General features: G+C 67.9%; 23 protein-coding genes. 10 read left to right on the top strand and 13 right to left on the bottom strand.

The annotated features are described in order from the left end of the window. The first annotated feature begins 198 nt into the window (after positions 1 to 198). From ACFWPX_RS05700 to ACFWPX_RS05710, 3 genes are read left to right on the top strand one after another with little or no spacing between them, the layout of a single operon-like run. Positions 199 to 1,932, top strand: coding sequence for an ABC transporter family substrate-binding protein (locus ACFWPX_RS05700; protein ID WP_378926560.1), 1,734 nt, complete (start codon positions 199 to 201; stop codon positions 1,930 to 1,932). Continuing rightward, on the top strand, positions 1,929 to 2,810 hold the full coding sequence (mshB, locus tag ACFWPX_RS05705; RefSeq protein WP_378926377.1) for an N-acetyl-1-D-myo-inositol-2-amino-2-deoxy-alpha-D-glucopyranoside deacetylase: 882 nt from the start codon (positions 1,929 to 1,931) through the stop codon (positions 2,808 to 2,810). The genes ACFWPX_RS05700 and mshB overlap by 4 nt, the downstream gene beginning before the upstream one ends. A 35-nt stretch (positions 2,811 to 2,845) precedes the next feature. Then, positions 2,846 to 3,265: a hypothetical protein gene (locus tag ACFWPX_RS05710; protein WP_378926378.1), complete on the top strand. Its 420-nt coding sequence runs from the start codon at positions 2,846 to 2,848 to the stop codon at positions 3,263 to 3,265. Here the strand turns inward: ACFWPX_RS05710 and ACFWPX_RS05715 are convergent. Both ACFWPX_RS05715 and ACFWPX_RS05720 read right to left on the bottom strand, forming a co-directional pair. After that, the gene (locus ACFWPX_RS05715) at positions 3,255 to 3,608 is read right to left on the bottom strand and encodes a DUF1622 domain-containing protein (RefSeq protein WP_378926379.1); all 354 of its coding nucleotides are present in this window, start codon (positions 3,606 to 3,608) and stop codon (positions 3,255 to 3,257) included. The genes ACFWPX_RS05710 and ACFWPX_RS05715 overlap by 11 nt on opposite strands. A gap of 72 nt (positions 3,609 to 3,680) precedes the next feature. Continuing rightward, on the bottom strand, positions 3,681 to 4,421 hold the full coding sequence (locus tag ACFWPX_RS05720; protein WP_378926380.1) for a TetR/AcrR family transcriptional regulator: 741 nt from the start codon (positions 4,419 to 4,421) through the stop codon (positions 3,681 to 3,683). 166 nt (positions 4,422 to 4,587) lie between these two features. Here ACFWPX_RS05720 and ACFWPX_RS05725 point away from each other — a divergent pair, with 166 nt between their 5' ends. Further along, on the top strand, positions 4,588 to 6,105 hold the full coding sequence (locus tag ACFWPX_RS05725) for an MFS transporter (protein ID WP_378926381.1): 1,518 nt from the start codon (positions 4,588 to 4,590) through the stop codon (positions 6,103 to 6,105). Between the two features lie 45 nt (positions 6,106 to 6,150). On the opposite strand, the gene ACFWPX_RS05730 is transcribed toward ACFWPX_RS05725, so the two are convergent. Beyond that, a complete protein-coding gene (locus ACFWPX_RS05730) occupies positions 6,151 to 7,839 on the bottom strand; it encodes a PH domain-containing protein (protein WP_378926562.1) in 1,689 nt (562 codons plus the stop codon). 47 nt (positions 7,840 to 7,886) lie between these two features. After that, a complete protein-coding gene (locus ACFWPX_RS05735) occupies positions 7,887 to 8,387 on the bottom strand; it encodes a PH domain-containing protein (protein WP_378915411.1) in 501 nt (166 codons plus the stop codon). A 149-nt stretch (positions 8,388 to 8,536) separates the two neighbouring features. Here ACFWPX_RS05735 and ACFWPX_RS05740 point away from each other — a divergent pair, with 149 nt between their 5' ends. Beyond that, positions 8,537 to 11,137, top strand: coding sequence for a bifunctional FO biosynthesis protein CofGH (locus ACFWPX_RS05740; protein ID WP_378915413.1), 2,601 nt, complete (start codon positions 8,537 to 8,539; stop codon positions 11,135 to 11,137). Between the two features lie 2 nt (positions 11,138 to 11,139). Here the strand turns inward: ACFWPX_RS05740 and ACFWPX_RS05745 are convergent, their stop codons facing one another. From ACFWPX_RS05745 to ACFWPX_RS05755, 3 genes are all read right to left on the bottom strand, one after another. Beyond that, positions 11,140 to 11,421, bottom strand: a complete 282-nt coding sequence (locus ACFWPX_RS05745) for a thiocyanate hydrolase (protein WP_378926563.1) — start codon at positions 11,419 to 11,421, stop codon at positions 11,140 to 11,142. Positions 11,422 to 11,491: 70 nt separating this feature from the next. Continuing rightward, positions 11,492 to 12,199, bottom strand: a complete 708-nt coding sequence (gene scnC / locus ACFWPX_RS05750) for a thiocyanate hydrolase subunit gamma (RefSeq protein WP_378926383.1) — start codon at positions 12,197 to 12,199, stop codon at positions 11,492 to 11,494. A 29-nt stretch (positions 12,200 to 12,228) separates the two neighbouring features. After that, entirely contained in the window at positions 12,229 to 13,068 is an 840-nt protein-coding gene (locus tag ACFWPX_RS05755; protein WP_378915419.1) for an SH3-like domain-containing protein, read from the bottom strand. A gap of 282 nt (positions 13,069 to 13,350) precedes the next feature. Here ACFWPX_RS05755 and fdxA point away from each other — a divergent pair, with 282 nt between their 5' ends. The 3 genes from fdxA (at position 13,351) to ACFWPX_RS05770 (ending at position 16,489) form a co-directional block, all read left to right on the top strand. Continuing rightward, a complete protein-coding gene (gene fdxA / locus ACFWPX_RS05760; RefSeq protein WP_056813450.1) occupies positions 13,351 to 13,674 on the top strand; it encodes a ferredoxin in 324 nt (107 codons plus the stop codon). A 26-nt stretch (positions 13,675 to 13,700) separates the two neighbouring features. Beyond that, on the top strand, positions 13,701 to 14,786 hold the full coding sequence (gene dapC, locus ACFWPX_RS05765) for a succinyldiaminopimelate transaminase (protein WP_378926384.1): 1,086 nt from the start codon (positions 13,701 to 13,703) through the stop codon (positions 14,784 to 14,786). 125 nt (positions 14,787 to 14,911) lie between these two features. Continuing rightward, positions 14,912 to 16,489, top strand: a complete 1,578-nt coding sequence (locus ACFWPX_RS05770) for a serine/threonine-protein kinase (protein ID WP_378926385.1) — start codon at positions 14,912 to 14,914, stop codon at positions 16,487 to 16,489. A gap of 23 nt (positions 16,490 to 16,512) precedes the next feature. On the opposite strand, the gene ACFWPX_RS05775 is transcribed toward ACFWPX_RS05770, so the two are convergent. Then, the gene (locus tag ACFWPX_RS05775; protein WP_378926386.1) at positions 16,513 to 17,223 is read right to left on the bottom strand and encodes a hypothetical protein; all 711 of its coding nucleotides are present in this window, start codon (positions 17,221 to 17,223) and stop codon (positions 16,513 to 16,515) included. Positions 17,224 to 17,410: 187 nt separating this feature from the next. On the opposite strand from ACFWPX_RS05775, the gene ACFWPX_RS05780 reads away from it, so the two are divergent. Next, positions 17,411 to 19,051, top strand: a complete 1,641-nt coding sequence (locus tag ACFWPX_RS05780) for a GMC oxidoreductase (protein ID WP_378926387.1) — start codon at positions 17,411 to 17,413, stop codon at positions 19,049 to 19,051. Between the two features lie 50 nt (positions 19,052 to 19,101). On the opposite strand, the gene ACFWPX_RS05785 is transcribed toward ACFWPX_RS05780, so the two are convergent. Continuing rightward, positions 19,102 to 19,953 carry an oxygenase MpaB family protein gene (locus ACFWPX_RS05785; protein ID WP_378926388.1) on the bottom strand — a complete coding sequence of 284 codons (852 nt, stop codon included), beginning with the start codon at positions 19,951 to 19,953 and terminating at the stop codon, positions 19,102 to 19,104. Between the two features lie 125 nt (positions 19,954 to 20,078). On the opposite strand from ACFWPX_RS05785, the gene ACFWPX_RS05790 reads away from it, so the two are divergent. Next, positions 20,079 to 21,506 carry an acyl-CoA synthetase gene (locus ACFWPX_RS05790; protein ID WP_378926389.1) on the top strand — a complete coding sequence of 476 codons (1,428 nt, stop codon included), beginning with the start codon at positions 20,079 to 20,081 and terminating at the stop codon, positions 21,504 to 21,506. Between the two features lie 14 nt (positions 21,507 to 21,520). Here the strand turns inward: ACFWPX_RS05790 and ACFWPX_RS05795 are convergent, their stop codons facing one another. The 4 genes from ACFWPX_RS05795 to ACFWPX_RS05810 form a co-directional block, all read right to left on the bottom strand. Next, positions 21,521 to 22,192 (bottom strand): molybdopterin-dependent oxidoreductase, encoded by a 672-nt coding sequence (locus ACFWPX_RS05795; protein ID WP_378915432.1) that lies wholly within the window; start codon positions 22,190 to 22,192, stop codon positions 21,521 to 21,523. A 121-nt stretch (positions 22,193 to 22,313) separates the two neighbouring features. Beyond that, positions 22,314 to 23,207, bottom strand: a complete 894-nt coding sequence (locus tag ACFWPX_RS05800) for an RNA polymerase sigma-70 factor (protein ID WP_378926390.1) — start codon at positions 23,205 to 23,207, stop codon at positions 22,314 to 22,316. Beyond that, positions 23,183 to 24,262: an NAD(P)/FAD-dependent oxidoreductase gene (locus ACFWPX_RS05805; RefSeq protein WP_378926391.1), complete on the bottom strand. Its 1,080-nt coding sequence runs from the start codon at positions 24,260 to 24,262 to the stop codon at positions 23,183 to 23,185. Before ACFWPX_RS05805 ends, ACFWPX_RS05800 begins: the two co-directional genes overlap by 25 nt. 138 nt (positions 24,263 to 24,400) lie before the next feature. Then, on the bottom strand, positions 24,401 to 25,018 hold the full coding sequence (locus ACFWPX_RS05810; RefSeq protein ID WP_378915437.1) for a hypothetical protein: 618 nt from the start codon (positions 25,016 to 25,018) through the stop codon (positions 24,401 to 24,403). Between the last annotated feature and the right edge of the window lie 239 nt (positions 25,019 to 25,257).

Here is a 25,257-nt window from a genome sequence, read left to right on the forward strand (position 1 = left end):
GCCGGGGCGCGGCTCGCGCGGCGCCCCCGCGGCGGCGACCCCTGTGTCGCGCGGGCCCGGGGGGGGGGGGGGGGCGCCCCCCCCCCCGCCCGCCCCCCCCCGCCTTTTTGTTGGCCGGTTACGGCCGACCGGCAGTCGATCGAGGGGTTGGGTAGAGTGCGCAAGGTGAGTTCGGGGCGGCGCGCAGGGTGGCGCGCGATGGTGCTGGCGATGATTGCCTCGACGGCGGTCGTGGCCGGTTGCACGGCGAATCCGCCACCACCGATCGAGTCGTCCGACTCGCCGAAGACCACCCAGGCCAAGCCGGGCAAGAACACCGTGGTCGTCGCGATCGACGACATCGGGATCGGATTCAATCCGCATCTGCGCTCGGATCAGTCGCCGGTGACCAGCGCGGTGAGTTCGATGGTGCTGCCGAGCCCGTTCCGTGCCGCGCCGAGTCCCGTGCATCCCGGTCTGGTCGACTGGGTGCCCGATTCCTCGCTGATCGTGTCGGCCGATGTGACGGCGCAGGAGCCCTTCACCATCACCTACGCCCTGCGCAATCAGGCCAACTGGTCCGACGGCGCCCCGATCGCGGCCGAGGACTTCCGGTTCCTCTGGCAGCAGATGATCAGCCAGCCCGGTGTGGTCGATCCGGCCGGCTACCGGCTCATCTCGGACGTGGCGTCCTCGGGTGGCGGGAAAACGGTCACGGTCACCATGACCCAGCCCTACCCCGCCTGGCGTGAACTGTTCTCGAACCTGCTGCCCTCGCATCTGGTGAAGGACTCCCCGGGTGGGTTCACCAGTGGCCTGGTCGACAAGATCCCGGTCTCGGGCGGCAGTTTCACCATCAAATCGGTCGATCGCGGACGCGACGAGATCCTGCTCGAACGCAACGACCGCTTCTGGGGCACCCCCGCCTCGCCGGATCAGATCCAGTTCCGTCGTGGCGGTACGCCCTCGCAGCTGGCCGAATCGCTGCGCACCGGCGACGCGCAGATGGCGCTGGTGCACGGCGGTGTGGCGACCCAGGCGCAACTTGCCGCGATCCCGTCGGTGCGGACCACGATCATGCCGCAGGCCCGGGAACTGCAACTCGCGCTCAACGGCCGCTCCGGCGACCTCGCCGATGTCCGGGTCCGCAAGGCGGTGCTCGCGCTCCTCGACCCCGCCCTGTTGGCGACTGTCGGCGCGCAGACCGGCGGCTGGGTGGAACCCGCACGCGCACAAGTGCTTTCGCCATCGAGCCCCAATTACGTGCCCACCGCGCCGCCGCGGATGGCGGCCGACGAGGCGTTCGCGCTGCTGGCCGAGGCCGGTTACGGCCGCGCGCCGGAGACGCCGCAGACCGGTTCGCCCACCTCGCCCGCGCCGCGTCCGCGCTCGGTGGCGCGTAACGGTAAGGGGCTGTCGGTGCGGATCGGCGCCGTCACCGAGGACGCGTCGTCGCTGGCCGTCGCCAATACGGCCGCCGACCAATTGCGCAGTGCCGGAATCGATGCCACTGTTCGCGGCCTGCCCGCCGACGAGCTGTACGGCAAGGACCTCATCGAATCCTCGATCGACGCCATCGTCGGCTGGGAGCTGGCAGGCGGCGACCCGGCCACCGCGCTGGCCTCGCGCTACGGCTGCCCGCCGGTCGAACCGGCCGGTGCCGAAGGTCCCGCACTGGCCGCGGCCGAGGCTTATCGCCAGGCGCCGAGCAACATCGGCGGAGTGTGCGACCCGACCATCCAGCCGTCGATCGATGAAGCGCTGCGTGGGTTCGAGGTGCCGCGGATCCTTGCCGAGGTGGAGCCGCGGCTGTGGGAGCTGTCGACCGTGTTGCCGATCGTGCAGGACAACGTTGTCGCGGCGGCCGGTCCGCGCGTCGATGGTGTGTCGCTCTCGGGTGCCATCCAGGTCGGCATCTTCGGCGATACGGCGCAGTGGCGGAGGATCCCGTGACCGAGACCGGCGGCCTGCTGCTCGTCCACGCGCATCCCGATGACGAAACCCTCACTACGGGTGGCACGATCGCGCACTATCGCCGACGTGGTGTCCCGGTGACCGTGGTGACCTGCACGCTCGGCGAGGAGGGTGAGGTCATCGGCGAACGGTGGTCGCGCCTGATCGCCGCCGAGGCCGACCAGCTCGGCGGTTACCGCATCGGCGAGCTCACCGCCGCGCTGTCGGCACTCGGCGTGGCAGCGCCGTGGTTCCTCGGTGGCCCAGGTCGGTGGCGCGATTCCGGCATGGCGGGCACGCCGTCGGCGGCGAACCAACGAGCCTTCGTGAATTCCGGTGACGCGGCCGTGGACGAGCTCGTCGCGGTGATCCTCGAACTGCGCCCCCGGGTGGTCGTCACCTACGACCCGCGCGGCGGCTACGGCCATCCCGATCACATTCGCGCGCACGAGATCACCACCGCGGCCGTCGCGGCAGCCGCGGAGCAGGGCTGGGATGTGCCGAAGTTCTACTGGACCGTCACCGACGGCGACCTGCTGCGCCAGCACACCGCCGCGCTGGCTCGCCGCACCGTCGACGAACTGCCTGGCGCGCTGCCTGCGGGCTGGCGGTTGCCGATCGAGGCCGAACTGGCCGCCATGTCCACGAGCGGGGTGACCACCGTGGTCGATGTCTCCGATGTGGTCTCGGCCAAGCGCGCCGCCATGCGCGCGCACGCCACCCAGGTCACCGTCGCGCCGAGTGGCCGGGAATTCGCGCTGTCGAACAACATCGCGTTGCCGGTGCTGCCGGAGGAACACTTCACGCTGGTGCGCGGCACGCGTGGCCAGGTGGGTGCCGACGGGTTCGAGCACGACCTGTTCGCCGGTCTCGATTGACTGGTTGCCGGGCTCGGCCGAATAGACTCACGCCCATGGTGACCGATCACGATCAGCCCACCGCCGTACTTCGTTCCTCGCGACTTCCCGGCCTGCCGGATCCGCTGATCTCGGGACTCATCGTCGTGCTGCTGTTGGCCGACGCGCTGATCACCCTGGCCATGGAAGTGCTGTTCCTGCCCTTGTATATCGGCTCACTGGCCTTTCCGGTGGTGGCGCTGCTGGCCGCACCGATCAATATCGCCCTGGTCTACGGCATGGAATCGGTGACCGACCGGATCGGCTTCACCTTCGCCCCGATCGTGGTGTGGGTCTTCGGATTCCTGGTGTGCGCCTCACGCGGGCCCGGCGGTGACATCATGCTCGGCAGCGACGGCCGCACCCTGTTGCTGTTCGCGTGCGGTGTGCTCGCGCCCGCGGGGTACATGTACTACCGCTCGAACGTCAGTCGGTAGATTTCGTCCGCTGCCACGGCCACTGCCCGGTCAATTCGAGTTCGAGCGAGTAGCTGAGGAACGTCCGTACCAGCACGATCAGCGCGAGCACGCCGACGCTGGTGAAAGTCGGTGAGATCGCGACCGTGCGGATGATGTCGGCCGCGACCAGGAATTCCAGTCCGAGCAGGATCGCCCGGCCGAGCCCGCGCCGGTAGGCGCGATAGGCGAGGTCGAACTCCTGATGCCGGGACAACTGCCGCAGGAACCGGATCGTGCCGACCGACCCGCCGATGACAATGGCCGCGACACCCGCCGCGTCCAGCCCCTGGCCTGCGGTCTCGACAACTTCGGTGAACTGCACACGAATCACCCCTAGCGTCAGCGGCACGGCGATCGAATCGAACGCTACGCCGCGTCGGCGCCACCTGCGGTGCTATCGGGCGTGGCGGGTTTCCGCGCCGTCCAGGATCAGGTCGATGGCCTGGGTGAATCGGCTGAGCACCCCGTTGGCGGCCTCCTCGACGACCTGCGGGCGCTGCGCGACATAGCGCCGGTGCAGGCGCGGATACTGCTGCGACGCGGCCTCGCTCGCCACCATCACTCTGTCCACCCATTGCTGCGTCGACAGGCCGCTGCGCGCGATCGTCATCATCATCGCGGCCTCGTTGCCGCACGAGCCGACCACGAACTGGAACACCGCGTTCGTCGCGATATCGACCACCTCGTCATCGAAGCCCCCGGCTTCCACGATGGCGACCATCGAGTCGGTCAGCCGCATCATGTTGGGCCCGAGGTAGGTCAGTGCCGCGCTGCTCAGCACCACCGTGATCCACGGATGCGCCAGGATCGTCGCGCGCAGCCCATCGGCCTGTTCGTGCATCACCGCGCGCCAGCGTGCGGGATCGGGCGCAGGCGTCGGCGTCTCGCCGATTACCTGGTCGACGACGAGTTCGAGCAGCTCGTCTTTGTTCGCCACGTGGGTGTACAGCGAGGTCGCGCCCGCGCCGAGGCGTGCGCCGAGCTTGCGCATGCTCAACGCGTCGAAGCCTTCGTCGTCGAGCAGGGCGATGGCCTCGGTGACGATCTGGTCGCGGCTCAGTGTGGGCTGGTCGCGCCGTTCGCGCGCGGGCTTGGTCCACACCGAGGTGATCTCCGTCGAGCCGGTGCTCGCCATCCCGCTGCCTCCTCGTGTTCTACGACTTCGCCGACCAGCACAGCATAGCTCCGGGCGAACACTGTGCGGAGGACGAACGTCGAAACTATTGCGAACAGTGTGCGGTGACCGTACAGTGTTCGACATAACCGCACGACGTGCGGAGAGCGCTCGAAAGGGGAGCAGGATGCTCGCAACGACTCCGGCGGATCAGACGGTCCGCAACCCACGCCGGTGGCTGATTCTGATCGTGCTGTGCCTGAGTTCGCTGGTGCTGGTGGTGGACAACATGGTCCTCACCGTGGCCATCCCGCAGATCGCCACCGATCTGGGTGCGGGCGCGCAGGACATCCAATGGATCATCGACGCCTACCTGCTGGTCTTCGCCGGCCTGCTGCTCACCTCGGGCAGCCTGTCGGACCGGTTCGGCCGCAGGCTGGTGATGGTGATCGGCCTGGTCGTCTTCGGCGCCGCGTCGCTGCTCGCCGCCTACGCGGGCAGCGCGGAAATGCTCATCGCCGGGCGCGTGCTGATGGGCATCGGTGGGGTGCTGATCATGCCGAGCACCCTGTCGATCCTGATCACCGTCTTCGACGACGACGAACGGCCCAAGGCGATCGGCGCGTGGAGCGCGGTGGCGACCGTCGGCATGGTCGGCGGCCCGGTGGTCGGTGGCGTACTGCTCGACCACTTCTGGTGGGGCGCGGTGTTCGTGATGAATGTGCCGATCGCGGCGGTCGCCATCGTGGCGGCGCTGGTGCTGATGCCCGAATCCAAGGGCCCGTGGCGCAAGCCCGACTTCCCCGGCATGCTCACCTCGATCATCGGTATGACCGCGCTGGTGTGGACCATCATCTCGGTCCCACACGCGGGCTGGACCGACGCCAGTGTGCTGGGTGGTTTCGCCGTGACGGCGATCGCGTTGTCCGCCTTCGTGATTCGTGAACTGCGCACCGACTCGCCGATGGTGCCGCTGCAGTTGTTCCGCAACCGCACCTTCACCGGCTCCAGCTTCTCCCTGGTCCTGGTCACCTTCGCCAACGGTGGTCTGGTCCTCGTGCTCACCCAGTATCTGCAGTTCGTCCTCGAATACTCGCCGATCCGCACCGCGCTGGCCTTCACCCCGATGGCCGTCACGCTGCTGATCGCCAATGGCATCGGCGCGGTGCTCGTCGGCAAACTCGGGCCCCGCATCGTCACCATCGCGGGTCTGATCGTGATCGCCGCCGGCTTCGCGGTACTGGCCACCCTCGACGCGGGCGCCGGGTTCACCCTGCCCGCCGTCGCGATGGCGCTGCTCGGGGCCGGTGCCGGTCTGGCGATGCCCGCCGCGATCGGTGCGCTGATGAGTGCTGTTCCCGGCGAGCACGCGGGCGTCGGCTCCGCGCTCAACGACACCATTCAGCAGGCGGGCGCGGCACTTGGCGTCGCTGTTCTCGGCGCGATCCTGGCGGGCACCTTCGCGGGGGCGATGCCGGATTCGGCGCCGTCGGCGGCGCGGGAGTCCATCACGGGGGCGCTCGGCACCGGCGATGCGACGGTCATCGGGCTGGCGCGGGACGCGTTCTGCACCGGAATGCAGGTGACGTTCGGGGTGGGTGCGCTGTGCGCGCTGGCCGCCGCGGTGTTGGCGGTGGTGCTGATGCGTGACGCGAAAACCGTTGTGGGCGAAGTTGATCTGGCGAAGGAGCCCGTAAACGCCTAAGCTGACGACGCGGAATGGCCGGGAGTCCAAGGGCTCCCGGCCATTTCAGCGTTCGCCGAGCCGACCCGGGGTCACTGCTTCGATCAGGGCGGCGGCCTGATCGATCGGGATGTCGACAACCAGGTAGGCCTTCTTGCCTGCCGCGGTGGCCGCGACGACGGTGGCGAGTCCGGCTCGGCGCTGCCAGAAGGTCTGTCGCACAGTCCATCCGATGATGCCCGGTGCTTCGAGACAGTCGCGATTGCGGTCGAGGCTGCCGCGGCGGGTGATCAGCCACGTCGGGCCGGTGGTGCCGGGGAGTACGCGGTGGCCCAGGCCCCGGTAGCGGTCTTCGGCGAGAACGGCCATCACGAGGGCGAGGGCCACCGGGAGCGCCCAGGTCCACGGCGGTAGGTGACCGCCCGTGAGCACGATGGCGAGCATCGCGACGACAACGCCACCGACGGGCCACGCGGCCCGGGTGTAGCGGCGACGGCGTGCGGCGGGTCCGTGTCTGTACAGGTCGACGGTGCCGAGTGCGGAACCGGTGATCGGTTGCGGCGCAATCGGATCCGCGAGCACCGCGGTCGACTCGCCTTTGGTGAGGGAGGTCGCGAGCGGGCGCTCGGTGTCGCCGGTTTCGGTGAAGGCGGACGCCGAGCTCGATTCGTCGCGCCGGGCCCAGGCTGAGTCCGGTACGGGGACGGTCGATTCGTCGTGCCGGGCCCAGGTCGAGTCAGGGACGGGGGCGGTCGATGCGTCGGCGTGCGGGCGTCGGCGGGTGCGGAGGAGTTCGTCGAGGGTGCGTTCGACGGCGGTTCGTGGCGCCTGGGGGAGGATCTTCTGGCGTGGGTTCTCGCCGGTCATGATCATTTCGAGCTGGGCGGCTTTGGCGGCGCGCAGCAGGAGTGGTTCGTTGAGGGTGGCGCCGCGGAACCGCGCCAGGTCCAGGGTGATCTGACGGGTGGTGAACAGGCCGTGGCGCAGGTGCAGGGTGGCGCCGTTGTCGAGCACACGCAGGCCGAACCAGGTGGCGAGGTACTGGGCGCACGCGGCCAGACTCACCAGCACCAGCGACAACACGGTCAAACCGGTGATGACGATGACGACGATCATCGCGGTGTCGTCGTCGAGATGTTGCACGAGGGCACTTCTCGACAGCACGTCGATGAGCCCGTACTGCGCGCCGAGCCCCGCGATCGGCGCGACGACGGCCAGCCCGGTCAGCGACAACGGCGCGTACCGCACCCACGCCGCCCGCCAGTGCCCGATCTCCACCCCGGAATCCGCGTGGGCATCGGGTTGCGAAACATGGGGCACCCCCGCGTTGTCGAGGTGCGCGGGTGCGTGGTGACCGGTGTGCGCGAGCAATTCGGCACGCAATGCCGGGATCTGGCTCGTGTCGAGCGCGTCGAGCTTGAATTCCTCACCCTTGTCGGTCTGCTTCCCGGTGCCGATGGCCAGCACCGCCAAGCCGAGCATCCGGTGCAGCAGATCGGCTTCCACATCCACCGATCGAATCCGTGGGCGAGGCACCGATAACGTCCGGCGCTGCACGATCCCGCTGCGTAACTGCACGTGATCGGCATCGATCCGATACGAGGTGGTGAACCACCGCGCGACGCCGAACGCCGCGACGAGCGTCACCGGAATCAAGCTCCACAGCGGATTGCCACTGGTCGTGCCGACGATGATCGAACCGAGCAGCACCGGAATGTATTTCATGATCTCGTTGACCGGGTACACCAGCAGCATGCGAGGATCCAGACGCTGCCAGTCGGTCTCGGTGCGCGCGGGCGCGGTCACGTCGCGTCTCCGCGGTGCTGGGCGGCGACGGCGGTCAACCGCAGCACTGCCTCCTCGGCGATCGGCAGGTCGAGCGCACTGATCTTCACCGCCCCCGCCGACGACGCGGTGGTGACGGTGACCGTCGCCAGTCCCAGGATCCGTTCCAGCGGCCCACGCTCGGTGTCCACGGTCTGCACCCGCGAAATCGGCGCGACCCGCGACTCCTGGTCCAGCCACCCCACCCGCGTGTACACGGCATCATCGGTGACCTCCCACCGATGCACCGCGTACCGCCACACCGGGATCACCACGACAGCGAGCACCGCGAGCGCCACGAGCACCAGCCCGGTGAGCACCTGCCACCCACGACGGTCCTCATCGAGCACCGCCCACACCGCGAGCGCCACGAACAACACGACCACCCCGATCGCGTTCTCCAACGCCCACAGCAGCTTGGCCTTGGAACTCGGACGCCAGGCCGGTTCGGCCAGGATGGTAGAGCGTGGCAACGACATGCTGCCCATGGTTCCATGTGCGTGCGACGAGTTCACCCCGTCGGGAATATGCGCGGTCGGGGGGGAGGTTGTCGTCGACAAGGACGACCGCACCGCGCCCGCCGAGGGCCCGTGACCAGCCGACCACACGTCCGGGGAAGAAGTAGCGCATGATCGACGGGGTGACCGACCTTCCGAAGCCGAGCGTTCCGATGCCGCCGCCGAGTCCCGCCGCGATGCGCCGGGCCCTGCGCCGAGCCCGCGACGGCGTCACGTTGAACGTCGACGAGGCCACCGTCCTGCTGCACGCCACCGGCGACGACCTCATCGATCTGTGTGCCAGCGCCGCCAGAGTCCGCGATGCGGGCCTGGAATCGGCGGGGCGCCCACGCACGATCAGCTACTCGCGCAATGTGTTCATCCCGCTCACCAAACTGTGCCGGGACAAGTGTCACTACTGCACGTTCGTCACCGTGCCGGGCAAGCTGCGCGCCGAAGGCAAGGGTATGTTCCTCGAACCCGACGAGGTGCTGGAAATCGCCCGCCAGGGTGCCGCGCTGGGGTGCAAGGAAGCGCTGTTCACCCTGGGAGACCGGCCGGAGGACCGCTGGCCAGAGGCCGCGCAGTGGCTCGACGAACGCGGCTACGACTCCACCCTCGACTATCTGCGCGCCGTCTCCATCCTCGTACTCGAGGAGACCGGCCTGCTGCCGCACCTGAACCCCGGCGTGATGAGCTGGAACGAGATCTCCCGCCTCAAGCCCGTCGCCCAGTCCATGGGCATGATGCTCGAAACCACGGCCACCAGGCTGTTCACCGACAAGGGCGAGTGCCATTACGGCAGCCCCGACAAGGATCCCGCGGTCCGGCTGCGTTCGATCACCGACGCGGGCAGGCTCTCGGTGCCCTACACCACCGGCATCCTGGTCGGCATCGGCGAGAATCTCACCGAACGCGCCGAGTCGATCATGGCGATTCGCAAGCAGCACAGGGAATTCGGGCACATCCAGGAAGTGATCGTGCAGAACTTCCGGGCCAAGGACGACACCGCCATGCGCGATGTTCCCGACGCGGGCGTAGCGGAGTTCCTGGCGACCGTCGCGGTGACGAGATTGCTGCTCGGACCCGATGTTCCGGTGCAGGCACCCCCGAACCTGGTGTCGCACAGTGATTGCCGGGCGCTGATCGACGCGGGTATCGACGACTGGGGCGGGGTGTCGCCGGTGACGGTCGACCACGTGAACCCCGAACGGCCGTGGCCGAACCTGGACACCCTGCGCGAGATCACCGAGGCGGCCGGGTTCACCCTTGTCGAACGCACCTCCGCGCACCCGAAATACGTTCGCGCGGGACACCCTTGGATCGATCCGCGCATCGGCGCGCACGTCGACGCGCTCACCGATCCCGCGACCGGGCTGGCCAGGCCCGATGCCATGCCGGTCGGCCTGCCATGGCAGGAGCCGGACGAGTCGTGGGATTCGGTCGGCCGCGTCGACCTGAACACCGCCATCGACACCGAGGGCCGAAACACCGACAGCCGCAGCGATTCCGGGCTCGGTCAGGAGGTCGTCGGCGCGTTCGGTGACTGGGAGACGATCCGCGAACACGCCCGCGACCTGGCTGTCGTCGCACCCGAGCGCCTCGATTCCGAGGTACTCGACGCCCTGCGCGCCGCCGAGAAGGACCCGGCGGGACTCACCGACGACCAGTACCTGGCCCTGGCCACCGCCGACGGCGCCAATATGGAAGCCGTTGCCGCACTGGCTGATTCGCTGCGGCGCGAGGTTTCCGGTGACGAGGTCACCTACGTGGTGAACCGCAATATCAACTTCACCAATATCTGCTACACCGGCTGCCGGTTCTGCGCCTTCGCCCAGCGCAAGGGCGACGCCGACGCCTTCACCCTCAGCACCGACGAGGTCGCCGATCGCGCGTGGGAAGCCCACGTCGACGGTGCCACCGAGATCTGCATGCAGGGCGGCATCGACCCCGAACTCCCCGTCACCGGCTACGCCGATCTGGTCCGCGCCATCAAGGCCCGCGTCCCGTCGATGCACGTCCACGCGTTCAGCCCGATGGAGATCGTCAACGGTGCGTCACGCGGCGGCCAGAGCATCCACGACTGGCTTTCGGCGCTGAAGGAGGCCGGATTGGGCTCGATCCCCGGAACGGCCGCCGAAATCCTCGACGACGAGGTCCGCTGGGTCCTCACCAAGGGCAAACTCCCCACTTCCGCCTGGATCGAGGTCATTACCACCGCCCACAAGCTGGGCATCCCGTCGAGCTCGACGATGATGTACGGCCATGTGGACAACCCGAAGCACTGGGTGGGTCACCTGCGTGTGCTGCGCGGCATCCAGGACGAGACGGGCGGCTTCACCGAGTTCGTTCCGCTGCCGTTCGTCCACCAGAGCGCGCCGCTGTACCTCGCGGGCGCGGCTCGACCCGGACCGACCAACCGCGACAATCGCGCGGTCCACGCCCTGGCCCGCATCATGCTGCACGGGCGAATCCACAACATCCAGACCAGCTGGGTGAAACTGGGCACCCTCGGCACCCAGGCCATGCTCACCGGCGGCGCCAACGACCTCGGCGGCACGCTGATGGAGGAGACCATCTCCCGGATGGCGGGCTCCCAGCACGGTTCAGCGAAGACCGTCGCCGAGCTCACCGAGATCGCGGCGGGCATCGCTCGCCCGGTGCGTGAACGCACCACGATCTACGGTCGGGTGGAATCCAAACCGGCGCCGCTGCCGCTCTCGATCGGCTGAGCTCAGGATTCCAGCCGGGCCCGAACGCTGGTGAGCCGCTCCTGGAGTTCTCTCTCGTCGATGACGCCGCGCGTCACGAGGGAATGCGCCAGGGCGACGAGCTGGTTCTCGGGGTAGGGCAGGTCGGCGTAGACGGTCGCCGACAGCGCATCCTCGTCGTCGCGCCGGTTCTGGAAATCCGGGATCGGCGCCGCGCAGCGCGCGTGATCGAGCGCGTCGCAGAGGCCGTCCAGGCTGGTCTTCCACGGTGGCACGGGATTGCTCACGCCGTACGCGGCGGCCATCCTCGGCCACACCTGGTCGCGGTCGACGATGGCCCGCAGCGCGGCGATCTCGGTGGTGCCCACAGCGCTCCTAGGTAGCCGGGTGGATGGCAGGCCGGGTGTGGGTGACCACATTCGTGGTCACGCCCGGTGTGGGCAGCGCGACGCCGATCAAACAGTCGCGGGTGATGATCTCCGCGAGCTGATCCTCGTTCCAGCCGTCGGTGCCCGCCGGACGCAGCGGCATCACCATGAATCGGTGCTTCTGGTTCGAGTCCTGCACGCGCACAGCCACATTCGCGGGCAGGTCGAGCCCGAACTCGGAGAGCACCTGGCGTGGCCAGCGCACCATCCGCCGCCGGTAATTCGGTGTGCGGTACCACTCGGGGGAGTTGCCGAGAATCGGTCGCGGATAGCACGAACACAACGCGCACACGATCACGTTGTGCAGCGTCGGGGTGTCTTCGAGGATGGAGAAGGCGGTGAAGTCGCTCGGTGTGCCGAAACCGGTGGGCTCCAGCCAATCCACCCCGACCTCTTTGCTCGCGGTCATCGGTTCGGCGAGCGCGAGTGCCTTGAAGTCGGGATCGAGCCAGGCTCGTGCCACGAGGTGGACAGCGGGCGTCGGGCCGATCTGTTCGGCGAATTCGGTGAACCGCCGGTGTTCGGCGGCGGTGAAGATGCCCTTCTCGATACACAGCTCGCGCAACGCGATCTCCAGCACTTCGAAATCGGTGATCTCGTCGACCATCGGGGCCACCGTGCGTTCGTGGTCGTGATCGTGGTCGTGCCCGGTCATGGAATCCCTTTCTGGGCAGGATGATCGGTCTAGGTGATGGGCTCGAGCCAGCGTTCGGGGATCTCCGTGCGCAAGAGGTCGGTGCTGGTGCCGGTGTAGCCGTGCCACAGCGTCGCGAGGTCGAACTCGACGACGTAGAACCACTCGGGCAACGCGCCCGGCCGGTCCCACGTCTCGTCCTCCGGTGCCGGGCTCTCGTAGGCGAGCGCCGCGATCCGCCCGACCGCGCCGCGCACGTACTCCGGGGTGCGGGTGTAGAACAGCGCGGGCAGTTCCCTGACCCGCACGGGATCGCCGACCTCGAACCGCGCCTCGCCTGCCTTACCGGCGAACACCTGCGGATCGCCCTTGCCGACCGCTTCGAGGTGGTGACGATTGCGCGCGACCCGAGAGCCGTCGCCTTCGAACTTCGGCTCGGCGGCCAGGGTCTTGCCGGCCAGACCGCCCTCGTAGCGCGCCTCGACCTCGACCATTCGTTCGCTCAGTTCGGTCAGGCCGATGTGGTGCTTCTCGGCCAGGACACGCGCGACGGCGAGCAGCCATCTGCCGTAGTACGGAAGTCCCAGGTACATCGCGCGCCCGAGATCGACATTGCCGATCCGGCGCCGTTCCTCGGACAGCCAGATCCCACGCCAGGCGAGCACCTCGCAGATCACATAGGTGTTGTGCTCCCACAGCTCGTACTGCTTGTTCTCGTAGGCGATCGGGGCGTCGGGCTCACCGCCCACATCGTGATCGGTTTTCAAATACGCCCATAGGCGGTCGTGATCGAGCAGATCCGGGGTCGGGGCGTTCGGAAGCTCGGGATAGGACGACTTCAGCCGGGCTACCAGGTCCAGCGCGGCCGCACGCTCTTGCGCCGTACTCATAACGGTTCCCTTCGTCGCGCGGTCTCCGTGACGCGAGGGGATCCGCTGTGTGCAACGATTTCCGAGAACAAATCTAAGCCTCGATGTTGCGCAGGTAAAGGGCGCAACGCGGTCCCCGCCGCCGATGGTCGGTTGAGCGGGCGACCCGGCAGGGTCGGCAACGGCGGCAACGTCATGACCGGCGGTAGTTAGGGCAGGCTGACCTGGGCCTGGGCCCAGGATCACGCTAGGGTTGCGTGGGCGGAGTACCACCGCAGGTGAGGACAGACTAGGAGAACGGCAGTGCCGTACATCATCGCTGAACCGTGCGTTGACGTGAAGGACAAGGCGTGCATCGAGGAATGCCCCGTGGATTGCATCTACGAGGGCGGTCGCATGCTCTACATCCAACCCGACGAGTGCGTGGACTGTGGTGCGTGTGAGCCGGTCTGCCCCGTGGAGGCGATCTTCTACGAGGACGACACTCCGGATCAGTGGAGCGGTTACATCAACGCCAACGTCGACTTCTTCAACGAACTGGGATCCCCTGGTGGCGCGACCAAGGTCGGTGTGGTCGACTTCGACCCCGCCTTCATCAAGGCGCTGCCCCCGATGGCCGAAGAGTGAGCGCAGGGGTGCCAACCCGGGGGCGTGTGAGCAGCCTGCTGCCTGATTTCCCCTGGGACACCATCGCCGCGGTCAAACAGAAGGCGGCCACCCATCCGGGTGGGCTCGTCGACCTTTCCGTCGGCACGCCGGTGGACCCGGTCGATCCGCTGATCCAGGCGGCCTTGGGTTCGGTGGCGGCTGTTCCCGGATACCCGACCACGCACGGCACCCCTGAGCTGCGCTCCGCCGTCGTCGCGGCGTTGGCGCGCAGGTTCGGCGTCACCGGTGTCGATCCGGCGGCGGTGCTGCCGGTGCTCGGCACGAAAGAGCTGATCGCCGGGCTGCCGCGGCTGCTCGGTATCGGCTCCGACGATCTGGTGGTGATCCCCGAGATCGCCTACCCGACCTACGAGGTCGGCGCGTTGCTGGCGGGCGCGAAGCCCTGGCGCGCAGACGGTCTCACCCAGATCGGCCCGCAGAATCCGGCGCTGATCTTCGTGAACTCGCCCTCGAACCCCACCGGCAAGGTGCTGCCCGTCGAGCACCTGCGCAAGGTGGTCGCGTTCGCTCGCGAGCGCGGCGCGGTCGTCGCCTCCGACGAGTGCTACCTGGGCCTGACCTGGGAGGGCGAGGCCGTCTCGATCCTCGACCCGCGGGTCTGCGACGGTGACCACGCCGGCCTGCTGGCCATCCACTCCCTGTCGAAGACCTCGAACCTGGCCAGCTACCGCGCCGGTTTCATCGCCGGTGACCCGGAACTGGTGGCCGAACTGCTCGAGGTGCGCAAGCACTCCGGCATGATCATGCCGTTCCCGATCCAGGCCGCGATGACCGCCGCGCTCAGCGACGACGTGCACGAGGCCGAGCAGCGCGAGCGTTACCGCGCCCGCCGTGAGATCCTGCGAAACGCCTTGCGGCAGGCAGGTTTCCGCATCGATTTCTCCGAAGCTGGTCTGTACCTGTGGGCCACCCGCGGCGAACCGTGCCGCATCACCCTCGACTGGCTCGCCGAACGCGGAATCCTCGCCGCCCCAGGCGATTTCTACGGCCCACGTTCGCCCGAACATGTGCGCATCGCGCTGACCGCCACCGACGAGCGCATCGCCGCCGCCGCCGAACGCCTGTCCTGAGCACTACGCACCCCCGGGCCGGGGGTGCGCTCCGGCCGGGCGCGAATAGACTGACGAACGCCGCGCGCCGGTGCCGGGAACGGTCCGGCGATCGGCGCGGTACCGGATCGAAAGGCTCGCAACGAATGCACGGGGTGGAGTTCGAGGCGGGCACGGTGTTCGCGGAGTATCGCATCGATCGGTTGCTCGGCCGGGGTGGAATGGGCACCGTGTATCTGGCGGCGCACCCTCGGCTGCCCCGGCGGGTCGCGCTGAAACTGCTGAATCGCGAACTGTATTCCGACCACGAGGTTCGCGGCCGGTTCGAGCGCGAGGCCGATGTCTCCGCGCATCTCGACCACCCCGGCATCGTGTCGGTGCTCGATCGTGGGGTCGAAGACGGGCTGATGTGGATTTCCATGCAGTACGTCGACGGTCGCGATGCCTCGGTGTTCCGCGGTGAGCCACTGGATCCGGTTCGGGCGATCGGCATCATCACACAAACCGCCGAAGCGCTGGACTACGCCCATGATCGCGGCGTACTGCACCGAGATGTGAAGCCCGCCAACATCTTGCTGGCCCCCACCCGCTCCGGCGACCGCGTCCTGCTCACCGACTTCGGCATCGCGCGACTGCGCGGCGACGCCCGCCAGCTCACCCGCACCGGAGCATTCCTCGCGACCCTGGCCTACGCGTCCCCCGAACAACTCTCGGGTGCCCCGGTCGACCACCGCTCCGACCAGTACTCGCTCGGCTGCACCCTGTTCACCCTGCTCACCGGCGAAAGTCCCTTTCCCGCTGACAATCCCGGCGCGGTGGTCGCCGCCCACCTGACCAAGCCGGTGCCTCGCGCGTCCACGGTGGTCGGCGGCCTGCCGCCCGGAATCGACGCCGTCATCGCCAGGGCGATGGCGAAGGAACCTTCCGAAAGATTCGACAGCTGCGAGGAATTCGCGCGTGCGGCGACAGCGGCATTGGCCGTCGCGGGCCCCGCACCGCAGCCCCGTGCCGGAGAAGGCCCCCGTGCGGCGAGCGTTTCGCCTGGAGCGCCTTTCGGTCGTGAATACCGGCCGCCGAATGCCGACGAGAGTTCGCTGAGCCCGACCCTCGTGAGTTCGCCGTCGCACTCCGCTGCGCGTCCCGCCGCGCGACAACCTCAGCGGGCGGTGTCGTCGCGGTGGCGGGTACTCGCGGTGAGCCTGCTCGTGCTGGCGATGGTCGCCGGGGTCGGCGCTATCGGAGTCGGTGCGATCTACTGGAAGTTCGTGCGCCCGAACCGAGTTCCGCCACCGCCCACCTGGGGTGCGCACGCGCCGGTTGCCTCGGGGTTCACCGACTTGATCCCGTCGGGGCCGACCGGGCGCGGCTGGCGCGAGGCGAATTGTTCGGCGACCCCGTCGCTGGTCGTGCTGCCGGGCGATCCGGCACCGGTGCGGCAGATCACCTGCACCGACATCGACGGGCTCGTCGCCTGGTACACCGAGTACCCGAACGCCGCCGATGCCGATGCCTATCTCCTGCGGCACACCACCGAGGACGTCACACGGGAGCTACACCACACCAGCCTCGCCGCCTACCGCCCCCGCGACCCCGCCGCACCGTTCACACTCGCGGCCAGGGAGCGCGGCAATGTGTTCAGCGCGAACTCGGTGGTCGAGGTGTCGTGGCCGGGTCATTCCTTCGAGGAGACCCGCGACAACTGGTGGCAGCAAGCTCCCTTCTGACGCGGGTCCGGTGCCGGCCTGGATCAGTACGCTCCGGCCAGGCGCAGGATCAGTGCGGGCAGGGCGTCGAGCACGTCCGCGGACTGGTCCGCCGGGGTGCCGTAGGTGTGCGCGGCGACCGAGAAGCTGGGTCCGAAGGACGCGGAAGCCACCTCGGGGGCACCCAGATCGGACCACCCCCACTTGCTGCCCTGCACGCCGGGAAGCTGGGCGGTGCCCCAGTTCTGGGGAGTGCCGTCGGCGGCGGTATTGCTCGCACCCGCCATCCACTCGAAGATCGGCGAACCGGCATCGGTGCGCTGCTTGGCGGCCAGGAAGTCGGTGATATCGGCGGTGCTGGTGCTCGACCGGCCCCAGTCGGCGGTGCCGTGGGTCTCGCGCAGTCCGTACTCGCTCGCGGTCGCTTCGATCGCTTGTGGGTATTTGCCGGCCAGCTGGGTGGCGGCGCCGTCGTCGGAGTCGCGGATCATCCGTTCCGACAGTGCGCGGTCCTCCGGCGAGCCGTCGCCGTGGCGCAGCGCGTAGTCGACGATGTAGAGCTTGGACATCGACAGCGCCGACCGCGATTCGTGCTCATTGGCTGTGCCCCAGGCGAATCCGCCCGGCATCCGCAGCGAGATGGCGGTTCGTGGCGGCACCGTCGTGGGGTCCTCGTCGGCGTTGGCGGCGGGCGCGGCCGCCATGAGGCCGACGGCGGCCGCCGCCACACACCAGGTCACTGTTCGAATGCTCACGAGCGTCCTCCGATTCGTACGACGGCGTTGCGGTCGTGGGAATGAAACCCGAATGCCGCAGGTCGGCGGGTGAGGCGCGCGGTAAGGCCGGTTCACGCCCGCGATCTCGTTTGTCCGAAACATGTTCGTTTCACTGAATTCCTCGGTATAACAGGTTCTCATTGCCGTCTCGATGAGGAGCTGCACGGTGCGTGAATTCTTGTATGAAAAGCCCGGTAGGAGTCAGTATTCCGGCGGTCTGTCCCGCCGCCGATTTCTAGCTGCAACAGGTGTCACCCTGGGTGCCGTGGCGCTGGCCGGGCGGGCCGTGGCCGCCGCGGCTCCGCTGGCCGACGGCGACAAGGTTCCCGCCCTGGTCATCGGCAGTGGGTACGGCGGTTCGGTCGCCGCGTTGCGCTTGGCGCAGGCCGGTGTCGACGTGACCGTCGTCGAGATGGGCATGTCCTGGACCACCCCGGGTGCCGACGGCAAGATCTTCTGTCCGGTCCTGAAGCCGGACGGACGGTCCTACTGGCTGCGCGGGCGTACCGATCAGCCGGTCGGCTACTTCGCGGGCAGCTCCTACAACAAGGACATCGACAAGTACACGGGCGTACTGGATTCCGAGGACTTCGGTGGCATCCGCGTCTATCAGGGGCGCGGTGTCGGTGGCGGTTCGCTGGTGAACGGTGGCATGGCCGTGACGCCGAAACGGGAGAACTTCGGGGCGATCCTGCCCTCGGTGAACGCCGACGAGATGTACAGCACCTACTACCCGCGAGCGAACACCGGGCTCGGGGTCAATCACCTCGACAAGGGCTGGTTCGAGTCGGCCGAGTGCTATCAGTTCGCCCGCGTGGGCCGCAAGCACGCCGAAAGATCCGGCTTCGGCTGGACTTTCGTGCCCAATGTCTACGACTTCGAGTACATGAAGAAGGAGCAGGCGAACACGGTCACCCGGTCCGCGCTCGCGGGCGAGGTCATCTACGGCAACAACAACGGCAAGCGTTCGCTGGACAAGACCTATCTCGCCGCGGCCACCGCGACCGGCAAGGTGCGGATCACCCCGCTGCACAAGGTCACCACGGTGACGCCCGCCGAGGGTGGTTACCGCGTGGAGATGGCCCAGATCGACACCTCGGGCAACACCGTCGCCACGAAATCGGTGATCGCGCAACGGGTCTTCTTCGCGGCGGGCAGTATCGGCACGAGCAAGCTGCTGGTGGCTATGAAGGCCAAGGGCAAGCTCACCGACCTGTCCGACGCCGTCGGGCAGAAGTGGGGCAACAACGGCAATGTGATGGTCGGGCGGGCCAATCACATGTGGGACGGCACCGGCAGCCTGCAATCGGCGATGCCGTGCCTGGGCATCGACAACTGGGCCGACGCGGGCGGCCCGTCGTTCGCCGAGGTCGCGCCGTTCCCGTCCGGGCTGGAAACCTACGTGAGCCTGTATCTGGCAATCACGAAGAACCCGAACCGTGGGCGGTTCACCTTCGATTCCGGTAGTGGCACAGTCGGTTTGAACTGGCAGAAGGCCTGGAACCAGTCCTCGATCGATGCGGCGAAACGGGTGTTCGACAAGATCAACAGCAAGGAGGGGACGATCTATCGGACCGATCTGTTCGGCGTCTACAAGACCTGGGGTGACGACTTCACCTATCACCCGCTCGGCGGCTGTGTGCTGAACGAGGCCACCGACAACTACGGCCGCTTGCACGGATATCCCGGGCTCTACGTGATCGACGGCGCGCTCGTTCCCGGCAATACCAGCGTCAACCCGTTCGTCACGATCACCGCGCTGGCCGAGCGCAATATCGAGCGGATCATCGCCGACGATCTGCGCTGACCGCGCGCTCCGACTGCCGGATCGGCCGGCGGTCGGAGCGGCGTGGTGGGTCAGATCAGCGGCTTGCCCCGTCGGTTGCGGCGGCGCATATCGGCGAGTGTGACGTTGAAGGGGAAGGCTCGGACGAAGCGGGGCATGCGGCCCGTTACCTTGCCGGTGGTGCGCAGCAGGCGGTTGAGTTTGCGCTCGTCGGCGGCGGTCCAGGAAAGGTCGAGTTCGTCTCGGAGGTGTTGGGGGAGTAGGCCCGTGGTGAACCAGCGGTGGAAGCGGGCGAAGGGCAGGCGCAGCAGTGGGTTGATCATCTTCAGGTCGAGTAGGTCGTCGAAGTAGGCCTTGATCGTGGCGTCGACGCTGGTGCGCTGCAAATGTTCGGACCAGTAGGCATCGAACGCGGCGCGGTCGGCGGGCCACATTTCGCGAGGCACCTGGAGGGTGGTGCCGAGGTAGTGGGCGTAGTCGTAGAAGGTGTCGGCGGCGGTGTCGTCTGCGGGTCCGTGGAGGCGATCCATCACGTCGACCGCGCCCGCGTACAGGCACGCGGCCACCCACAGCTGCAGGTTCTTGTCGAAGGCGTTGTACTTCACCGGGCTGTCGGCGGTGGAGTGGACCTGACGGTGCGCGCCGTTGACGGCGGTACGGTAGGCCGCGCGGTCGGCGTCGGTGCCCATCAGCGCCACGGCCAGGTACGTGAATGTGGTCCGGGTGCGCTTCACCGGGTGCAACATGATGCTGCCGCTGTGCACTCGCGATTCCGCGACGCCGTAGCCGACGGGGGCCAGGCTGAGCTGCATGATCACGTTGGCGGTCGCGCCGTAGAAGGCGGCGGAGCCGTCGACGTAGTCGCGGATGTCGAATTGTGCCGGTTCGGACCGCTGCGAACGCGAGCGCGACAGGATGGTCATCGTTGACCCCGTTTTCGTCGAAGAGAGCGTGAGAGAGTTATACGTTGAATGTCTCATTATGTCGCCGGGGTGTCAACGACAGCGGCGGCGGCAAGCCACGAACCGCTTCGCGTTAGCGTTGACGGATGCCCTATGGTCCGCCGCTGCTGCTCGCTTCGCTGAATCCGGCCGCCGTCGCCGCCGGGGATGACATTCCCGACGCCGTCACCATCGATGATGCCACCGTCTCGCGTAGCGATCTGCTGGGTTCGGCAACATCAGTGGCGGAACGAATCGCCCGTGCCGACCGCGTCGCGGTACTGGCCGAACCGACCCTGCGCACCGTGATCGCCGTGGTCGGTTGCCTGATCGCGGGCGTGACCGTCGTTCCGGTGCCGCCGGACTCCGGAACCGCCGAACGCGAGCACATTCTGCGCGATTCGGGTGCGCAGGCCTGGCTGGGCGCGGCACCGGACGACACGGATCTGCCGGTGGTGCCGGTGCGATTGCACGCCCGGTCGTGGCATACCTATCCCGAGCCCGATCCGGCGGCGATCGCCTTCATCCTCTACACCTCGGGAACCACCGGGGCGCCCAAGGGCGTGATGCTCAGCCGCGGCGCGATCGCGGCCGGGCTCGACGCGCTGGCCGAGGCATGGGCGTGGACGTGGAAGGACACGCTGGTGCACGGGCTCCCGCTGTTCCACGTGCACGGGCTGATCCTCGGGCTGCTCGGGCCGTTGCGGGTCGGTAGTCCGGTGATCCACACCGGCAAGCCGACACCCGAGGCGTACGCGGCGGCGGGCGGCAGTCTGTATTTCGGGGTGCCGACGGTCTGGTCACGGGTGGTCGAGAAGCCCGAACTGGCAAAGGAACTGAGTAGGGCACGGCTGCTCGTCTCGGGCAGTGCGCCGCTGCCGGTGCCGGTGTTCGAGAAGCTGGCCGAACTCACCGGGCAAGCACCGGTGGAGCGGTACGGGATGAGCGAAACCATGATCACGCTGTCCACCCGGGCCGACGGTGAGCGTAGGCCCGGCTGGGTCGGCACACCGGTGCGCGGCGTGGAAACGAGGCTGCGCGATGAAGCCGGTGAGCCCGTAGCGCAAGACGGTGTGAGTATCGGCGGCCTGCAGGTTCGTGGGCCGATGCTGTTCGACGGGTACCGGAATCGGCCCGAGGCCACCGCGCGGGACTGGACCGAGGACGGGTGGTTCCGCACCGGTGACGTGGCGGTCATCGATGCCGGCGGGTTCCATCGGATCGTCGGGCGCGAGTCGATCGACCTCATCAAATCCGGTGGCTACCGCATCGGCGCGGGGGAGATCGAGACCGCGCTGCTCGGTCATCCGGCGGTCGCCGAGGTCGCCGTGGTCGGGCTGCCCGATGGCGATCTCGGTCAGCGGATCGTGGCCTTCGTCGTCGCGCGCGACGGGAGTTCCGATGCGCTCGGTGCCGAGCTGACCGCCTATGTGGGCGAACAGCTTTCGGCCCACAAGCGCCCGCGCGAGGTCCGCTTCGTCGACTCGCTCCCGCGTAACGCGATGGGCAAGGTGCAGAAGAAGCTGCTGGGCTGACGTGCGGTCGGTCTTCAGGTAGTTCGCTCGGTACTCCCGCGCGCGCTCATCCTGCGGATCGGCCCGATCAACGCGTGGTAGATCGGGCGCACCACGCGTCCCGGCAGGTAGCGATGACGCTCCTCCTGCCAGACGCGCGCCCGGTGGTGTGCCGCGAGCGGTGACCACTTGTCCGGGTCGGCGGGCGCGGAAGTGTGGAATTCGATGCGGCACAGGTGCTTCGTGTTGACGAACCCGTACTGGCCGGGACTCACCAGCCGAACCGGAGCGCCGTGATCGCTGGTGAGTGGCTGCCCGTCGAGCCGGTCGGCGATGAGCACGTCATCGGCCAGTGCGTCCTCGAGCAACGCGACCGACAGATACCCGTCGAGACCTTCGAAAACGACATGGCTGATCGAAGTGCCCGGCGCCAGCAGCGGTTCGACGCGCGTGCGGTAGAGCGTGGCGAACGGTATGCCCTCCCATCGCAGGTCGGTGGCCGACCACCCCGCCACGCAGTGGAAGTCGGCCTTCACCTCCGAGCGCGGCAGCTGGGCGAGGTCGGTCATGGAGAGAGTGAACGGTTGCGTCACCGCACCGCCGACCTCGATCACCGGGGTCGCCGGCACCGGCGGTGGTGGGTGATGGAGGTGTGTGCCGAAACGCGGGAAGCCGTCGATGGCGCGTTGACCAGGGGGAAGTGTCATGTCGAACCTCCAGTTATACGGTTCCGTATAGCTTGAAAGCCTAGCGCGCGGGCGGCGCGAGGTCGAGAGGCGGCTCGCATCTCGCGCCTGTGCGCTCGCCCACGCCGCCCGCGGTGAGGGTTTACGTCGGAACTCGCACAGTCCTGAGCTTGTCGGGGTTGCGCACGCTGTACAACGCGGTGACGACACCATCGGTGACCTCGATGGAGGTCACCTGATCGAGCATGCCGTCGACGGTCGCCACGATCGAGGGCATCGCGTTGTAGACACCGAAGTGCATACCCATCGTGCCCATTCGCTGGCCCTTGGCGAGCAGGCCGATGACCAGCCGGGCGACCTTGTCCTGGCCGAGCACCGGCCGTCGCACCGCGTTCACCACACCGCCGCCGTCGCCGAGGAACACCACTTCGGGGGCGAGCACGTCCATCAGTGCTTGCACATTGCCGGTAGCGGCGGCGATCGCGAACCGCTCGACCACCGATCTGGCCTCGGCGGGCGTGGCGATCGCGGTGTGTCGCTGCGCGTGCACGCGATCGCGGGCACGTTGATTGAGCTGGCGCACAGCCGCTTCGGATTTGTCCACCGCGGCCGCGATCTCGGAATAGTCGAACGCGAACACCTCGCGCAGCACGAACACCGCGCGCTGCACCGGCGTGAGCTTCTCCAGCACGAGCAGCATCGCGGTGGTCACCGCCTCGCCGGTCAGCACGTGTTCGACCCCGTCGTCCGCCTCGGTGGCCAGCGGTTCGGGCAGCCACGGCCCGATGTACTCCTCGCGCCTGCACGCGGCCGAACGCAGCACACCCAGCGCCTGCCGCGTGACGATCTGCGCGAGGTAGGCGCGCGGATTGTCGATCAGCGTGAGGTCGACATCGCGCCAGCGCAGGTAGCTGTCGTGCAGGACATCCTCGGTGTCGACCACCGAGCCGAGGATCTCGTAGGCGATCGAGAACAGCAATCGCCGGTTCTCGGTGAAGGTGGCCTCGTGGGTCACTGCTTCGGGCCGCTGATCCATACGCTGTTGCCGGTGCGGGAGGCGTAGGCGGCATAGCGGCTGACGCGTTCCTTCGCGAACGCCGCGATGGATCCGCCGAGGTACAGCCGCTGGGCGGTGTCGTAACGGTCGGTCGCCTGTATCAGCCCGTCCCGCCTGCCCAAACTCATTCCCTGCCCGCCGTAGCCCATCGAAAACGGCCGCGGGGCCCGCCCTTTGATCATCCTGGCCAGCGTATCGGCCGCGTGCGCGCCCTGGGGTGCGGCTGTGGCGCACGCCATGCGCATGCCGGGGACGGCCGCGCAGTCGCCGACGGCGAAGACCCGCGGATCGGTGGTGCTGCGCAAGGTGGCATCTACCAGGGCCCGGCCGTCGGCGTCCACCGCGAGTCCGCTGCGGGCGGCCAGTTCGGGGACCGCGGAGACGATCGCCCAGAGCGTCAGGTCGGAATCGAGTTCGGTGCCCGAGCTCAGTCGCAGGGTCGTTCCGTCGATCTCGTCGATCTGATCGGCCACGATCTCCACATCCAAGCGGGCAAGCGTGTTGCGGATGTGCCGCTGCGCACCGGCCGAGAGCGCGGCGGCGACCGTATCGCTCACCAGCCGTACGCGCAGGTCGGGACGGGCTTCGGCGATCTCGGCCGTGGTCTCGATCCCGGTCAGCCCACCACCGATCACCGTGACGATCCCGTCGGCGGGCAGCGCCTCTAGTACGATTCGCGCCTGTTCGGCACCTTCCCATGTGCCGACCGGGATCGCGCCCGCCAGCGGGTTGGCGATGCTGCCTGCCGCGAGGATCGCATGGTCGAAGTCCAGGCTCCGGCCGTCGTCGAGGGTGACGGCACCGTCGCCGATCTTGTCCACACTCGCGGTCTCCACCGCGATGCCGTCGCGGAGCATCTCGGCGAGCGGGCGAGCCGCGGCACCGCTGCCCGCGATCTGCTCGTGCAATCGCACCCGTTCGATGAAGTCGCCGCGCGGATTGACCACGGTGATCCGCGCGTCGGGGGCCTTCCTGTTCAGTCGATTCGCCGCGACAGTCCCGGCGTAGCCCGCTCCGATAACCACGATGTTCATCTGTGCCTCCTGCCATGGGAACTGTGTGTTCGACCATGGGATGCGGCCCGGCACCCGTTTGTGACGGTGACCTGCATCACAGCGGAAAGGCCCCGTACTCCGCAGAAGTACGAGGCCTTTCCCTATCGCGATGTCAGATCAGGGCTGACCGGTCGCGAACGCGATCACGGCGTCCAGGAATTCCTGGCCGCCCATCACGTAGCCACCGATGACCATTCCGGCCGGAATGGTGATCAGCCACAGGAACGGGAAGAACGCGCCGATGATGCCGCCGATGACGACGCCGGGCAGGTTCTTGTTGACCTGCGCCATGAGCCGGTCGTAGGAGCTGATGTCCTTCAGTTCCGCGACGTTGCTCAGCTTCGCGGAATCCTCGGGCGCCATGGTGGAGGTCAGCTTGACGGTGCGGCCGTCCTCGCTGATCTGCTGGTTCACGGCGATCGGCAGGCCTGCGACCTCGGAGCGCAGCGGCGCCTGGTCGACGGTCACGCCGTCGGCGGTCTTCAGCAGCACCGAGGCGCCGTCGGCGGCGACCTCGAACTTGCCGCTGTCGACTGCCCAGGTGACGGTCTTGTCAGCCGGGGACACCGTGGTCTGGTAGTTGATTCCGTGCGTCACGCCAGAAGTCACGCCCCCCGAAGCCACTACAGCGGGCTGCTCGGTGGCCACCGCGGGCGCACCGTGAGCAGTGGCCGCGGTAATCCCCACCGCAGCGACTGCCATGAAAACAGCAGTAGTGATCTTTCCGAACTTCATTCTTCAATCCCTCCGCTTTTTCGCTGTCCTGATCGGAGCAGCGAAACGAAGGTTAGCGCGCGAAATTGCTTGTCGCACATTCGGGTTCATTGTCATGAAACCGCAATATTTGCTGAATTGTGACTGGCACGCGGAATTGGGGGGGGGCGCGGCCCCCGGCCGCACCTCCAGAACATTATAGGGATCTGAGCGAACGCGGTATGACGAGCGAGCCGAACAACGAGAGACAGACCCGACGA

The organism is Nocardia sp. NPDC058518, from assembly GCF_042719655.1.
Lineage (GTDB): Bacteria > Actinomycetota > Actinomycetes > Mycobacteriales > Mycobacteriaceae > Nocardia.

Coding starts and splice junctions, on each gene's coding strand:
- ACFWPX_RS05810 (WP_378915437.1), bottom strand. CDS start 25,018: ATGAAGTTCGGAAAGATCACTACTGCTGTTTTCATGGCAGTCGCTGCG.
- ACFWPX_RS05800 (WP_378926390.1), bottom strand. CDS start 23,207: ATGGATCAGCGGCCCGAAGCAGTGACCCACGAGGCCACCTTCACCGAG.
- ACFWPX_RS05770 (WP_378926385.1), top strand. CDS start 14,912: ATGCACGGGGTGGAGTTCGAGGCGGGCACGGTGTTCGCGGAGTATCGC.
- ACFWPX_RS05710 (WP_378926378.1), top strand. CDS start 2,846: ATGGTGACCGATCACGATCAGCCCACCGCCGTACTTCGTTCCTCGCGA.
- ACFWPX_RS05790 (WP_378926389.1), top strand. CDS start 20,079: ATGCCCTATGGTCCGCCGCTGCTGCTCGCTTCGCTGAATCCGGCCGCC.
- scnC (WP_378926383.1), bottom strand. CDS start 12,199: ATGACCGGGCACGACCACGATCACGACCACGAACGCACGGTGGCCCCG.
- ACFWPX_RS05720 (WP_378926380.1), bottom strand. CDS start 4,421: ATGGCGAGCACCGGCTCGACGGAGATCACCTCGGTGTGGACCAAGCCC.
- ACFWPX_RS05730 (WP_378926562.1), bottom strand. CDS start 7,839: ATGCTGCTGGTGTACCCGGTCAACGAGATCATGAAATACATTCCGGTG.
- ACFWPX_RS05785 (WP_378926388.1), bottom strand. CDS start 19,953: ATGACCATCCTGTCGCGCTCGCGTTCGCAGCGGTCCGAACCGGCACAA.
- ACFWPX_RS05805 (WP_378926391.1), bottom strand. CDS start 24,262: ATGAACATCGTGGTTATCGGAGCGGGCTACGCCGGGACTGTCGCGGCG.
- ACFWPX_RS05755 (WP_378915419.1), bottom strand. CDS start 13,068: ATGAGTACGGCGCAAGAGCGTGCGGCCGCGCTGGACCTGGTAGCCCGG.
- ACFWPX_RS05745 (WP_378926563.1), bottom strand. CDS start 11,421: ATGGCCGCCGCGTACGGCGTGAGCAATCCCGTGCCACCGTGGAAGACC.
- ACFWPX_RS05725 (WP_378926381.1), top strand. CDS start 4,588: ATGCTCGCAACGACTCCGGCGGATCAGACGGTCCGCAACCCACGCCGG.
- ACFWPX_RS05735 (WP_378915411.1), bottom strand. CDS start 8,387: ATGTCGTTGCCACGCTCTACCATCCTGGCCGAACCGGCCTGGCGTCCG.
- ACFWPX_RS05795 (WP_378915432.1), bottom strand. CDS start 22,192: ATGACACTTCCCCCTGGTCAACGCGCCATCGACGGCTTCCCGCGTTTC.
- ACFWPX_RS05740 (WP_378915413.1), top strand. CDS start 8,537: ATGATCGACGGGGTGACCGACCTTCCGAAGCCGAGCGTTCCGATGCCG.
- ACFWPX_RS05700 (WP_378926560.1), top strand. CDS start 199: ATGGTGCTGGCGATGATTGCCTCGACGGCGGTCGTGGCCGGTTGCACG.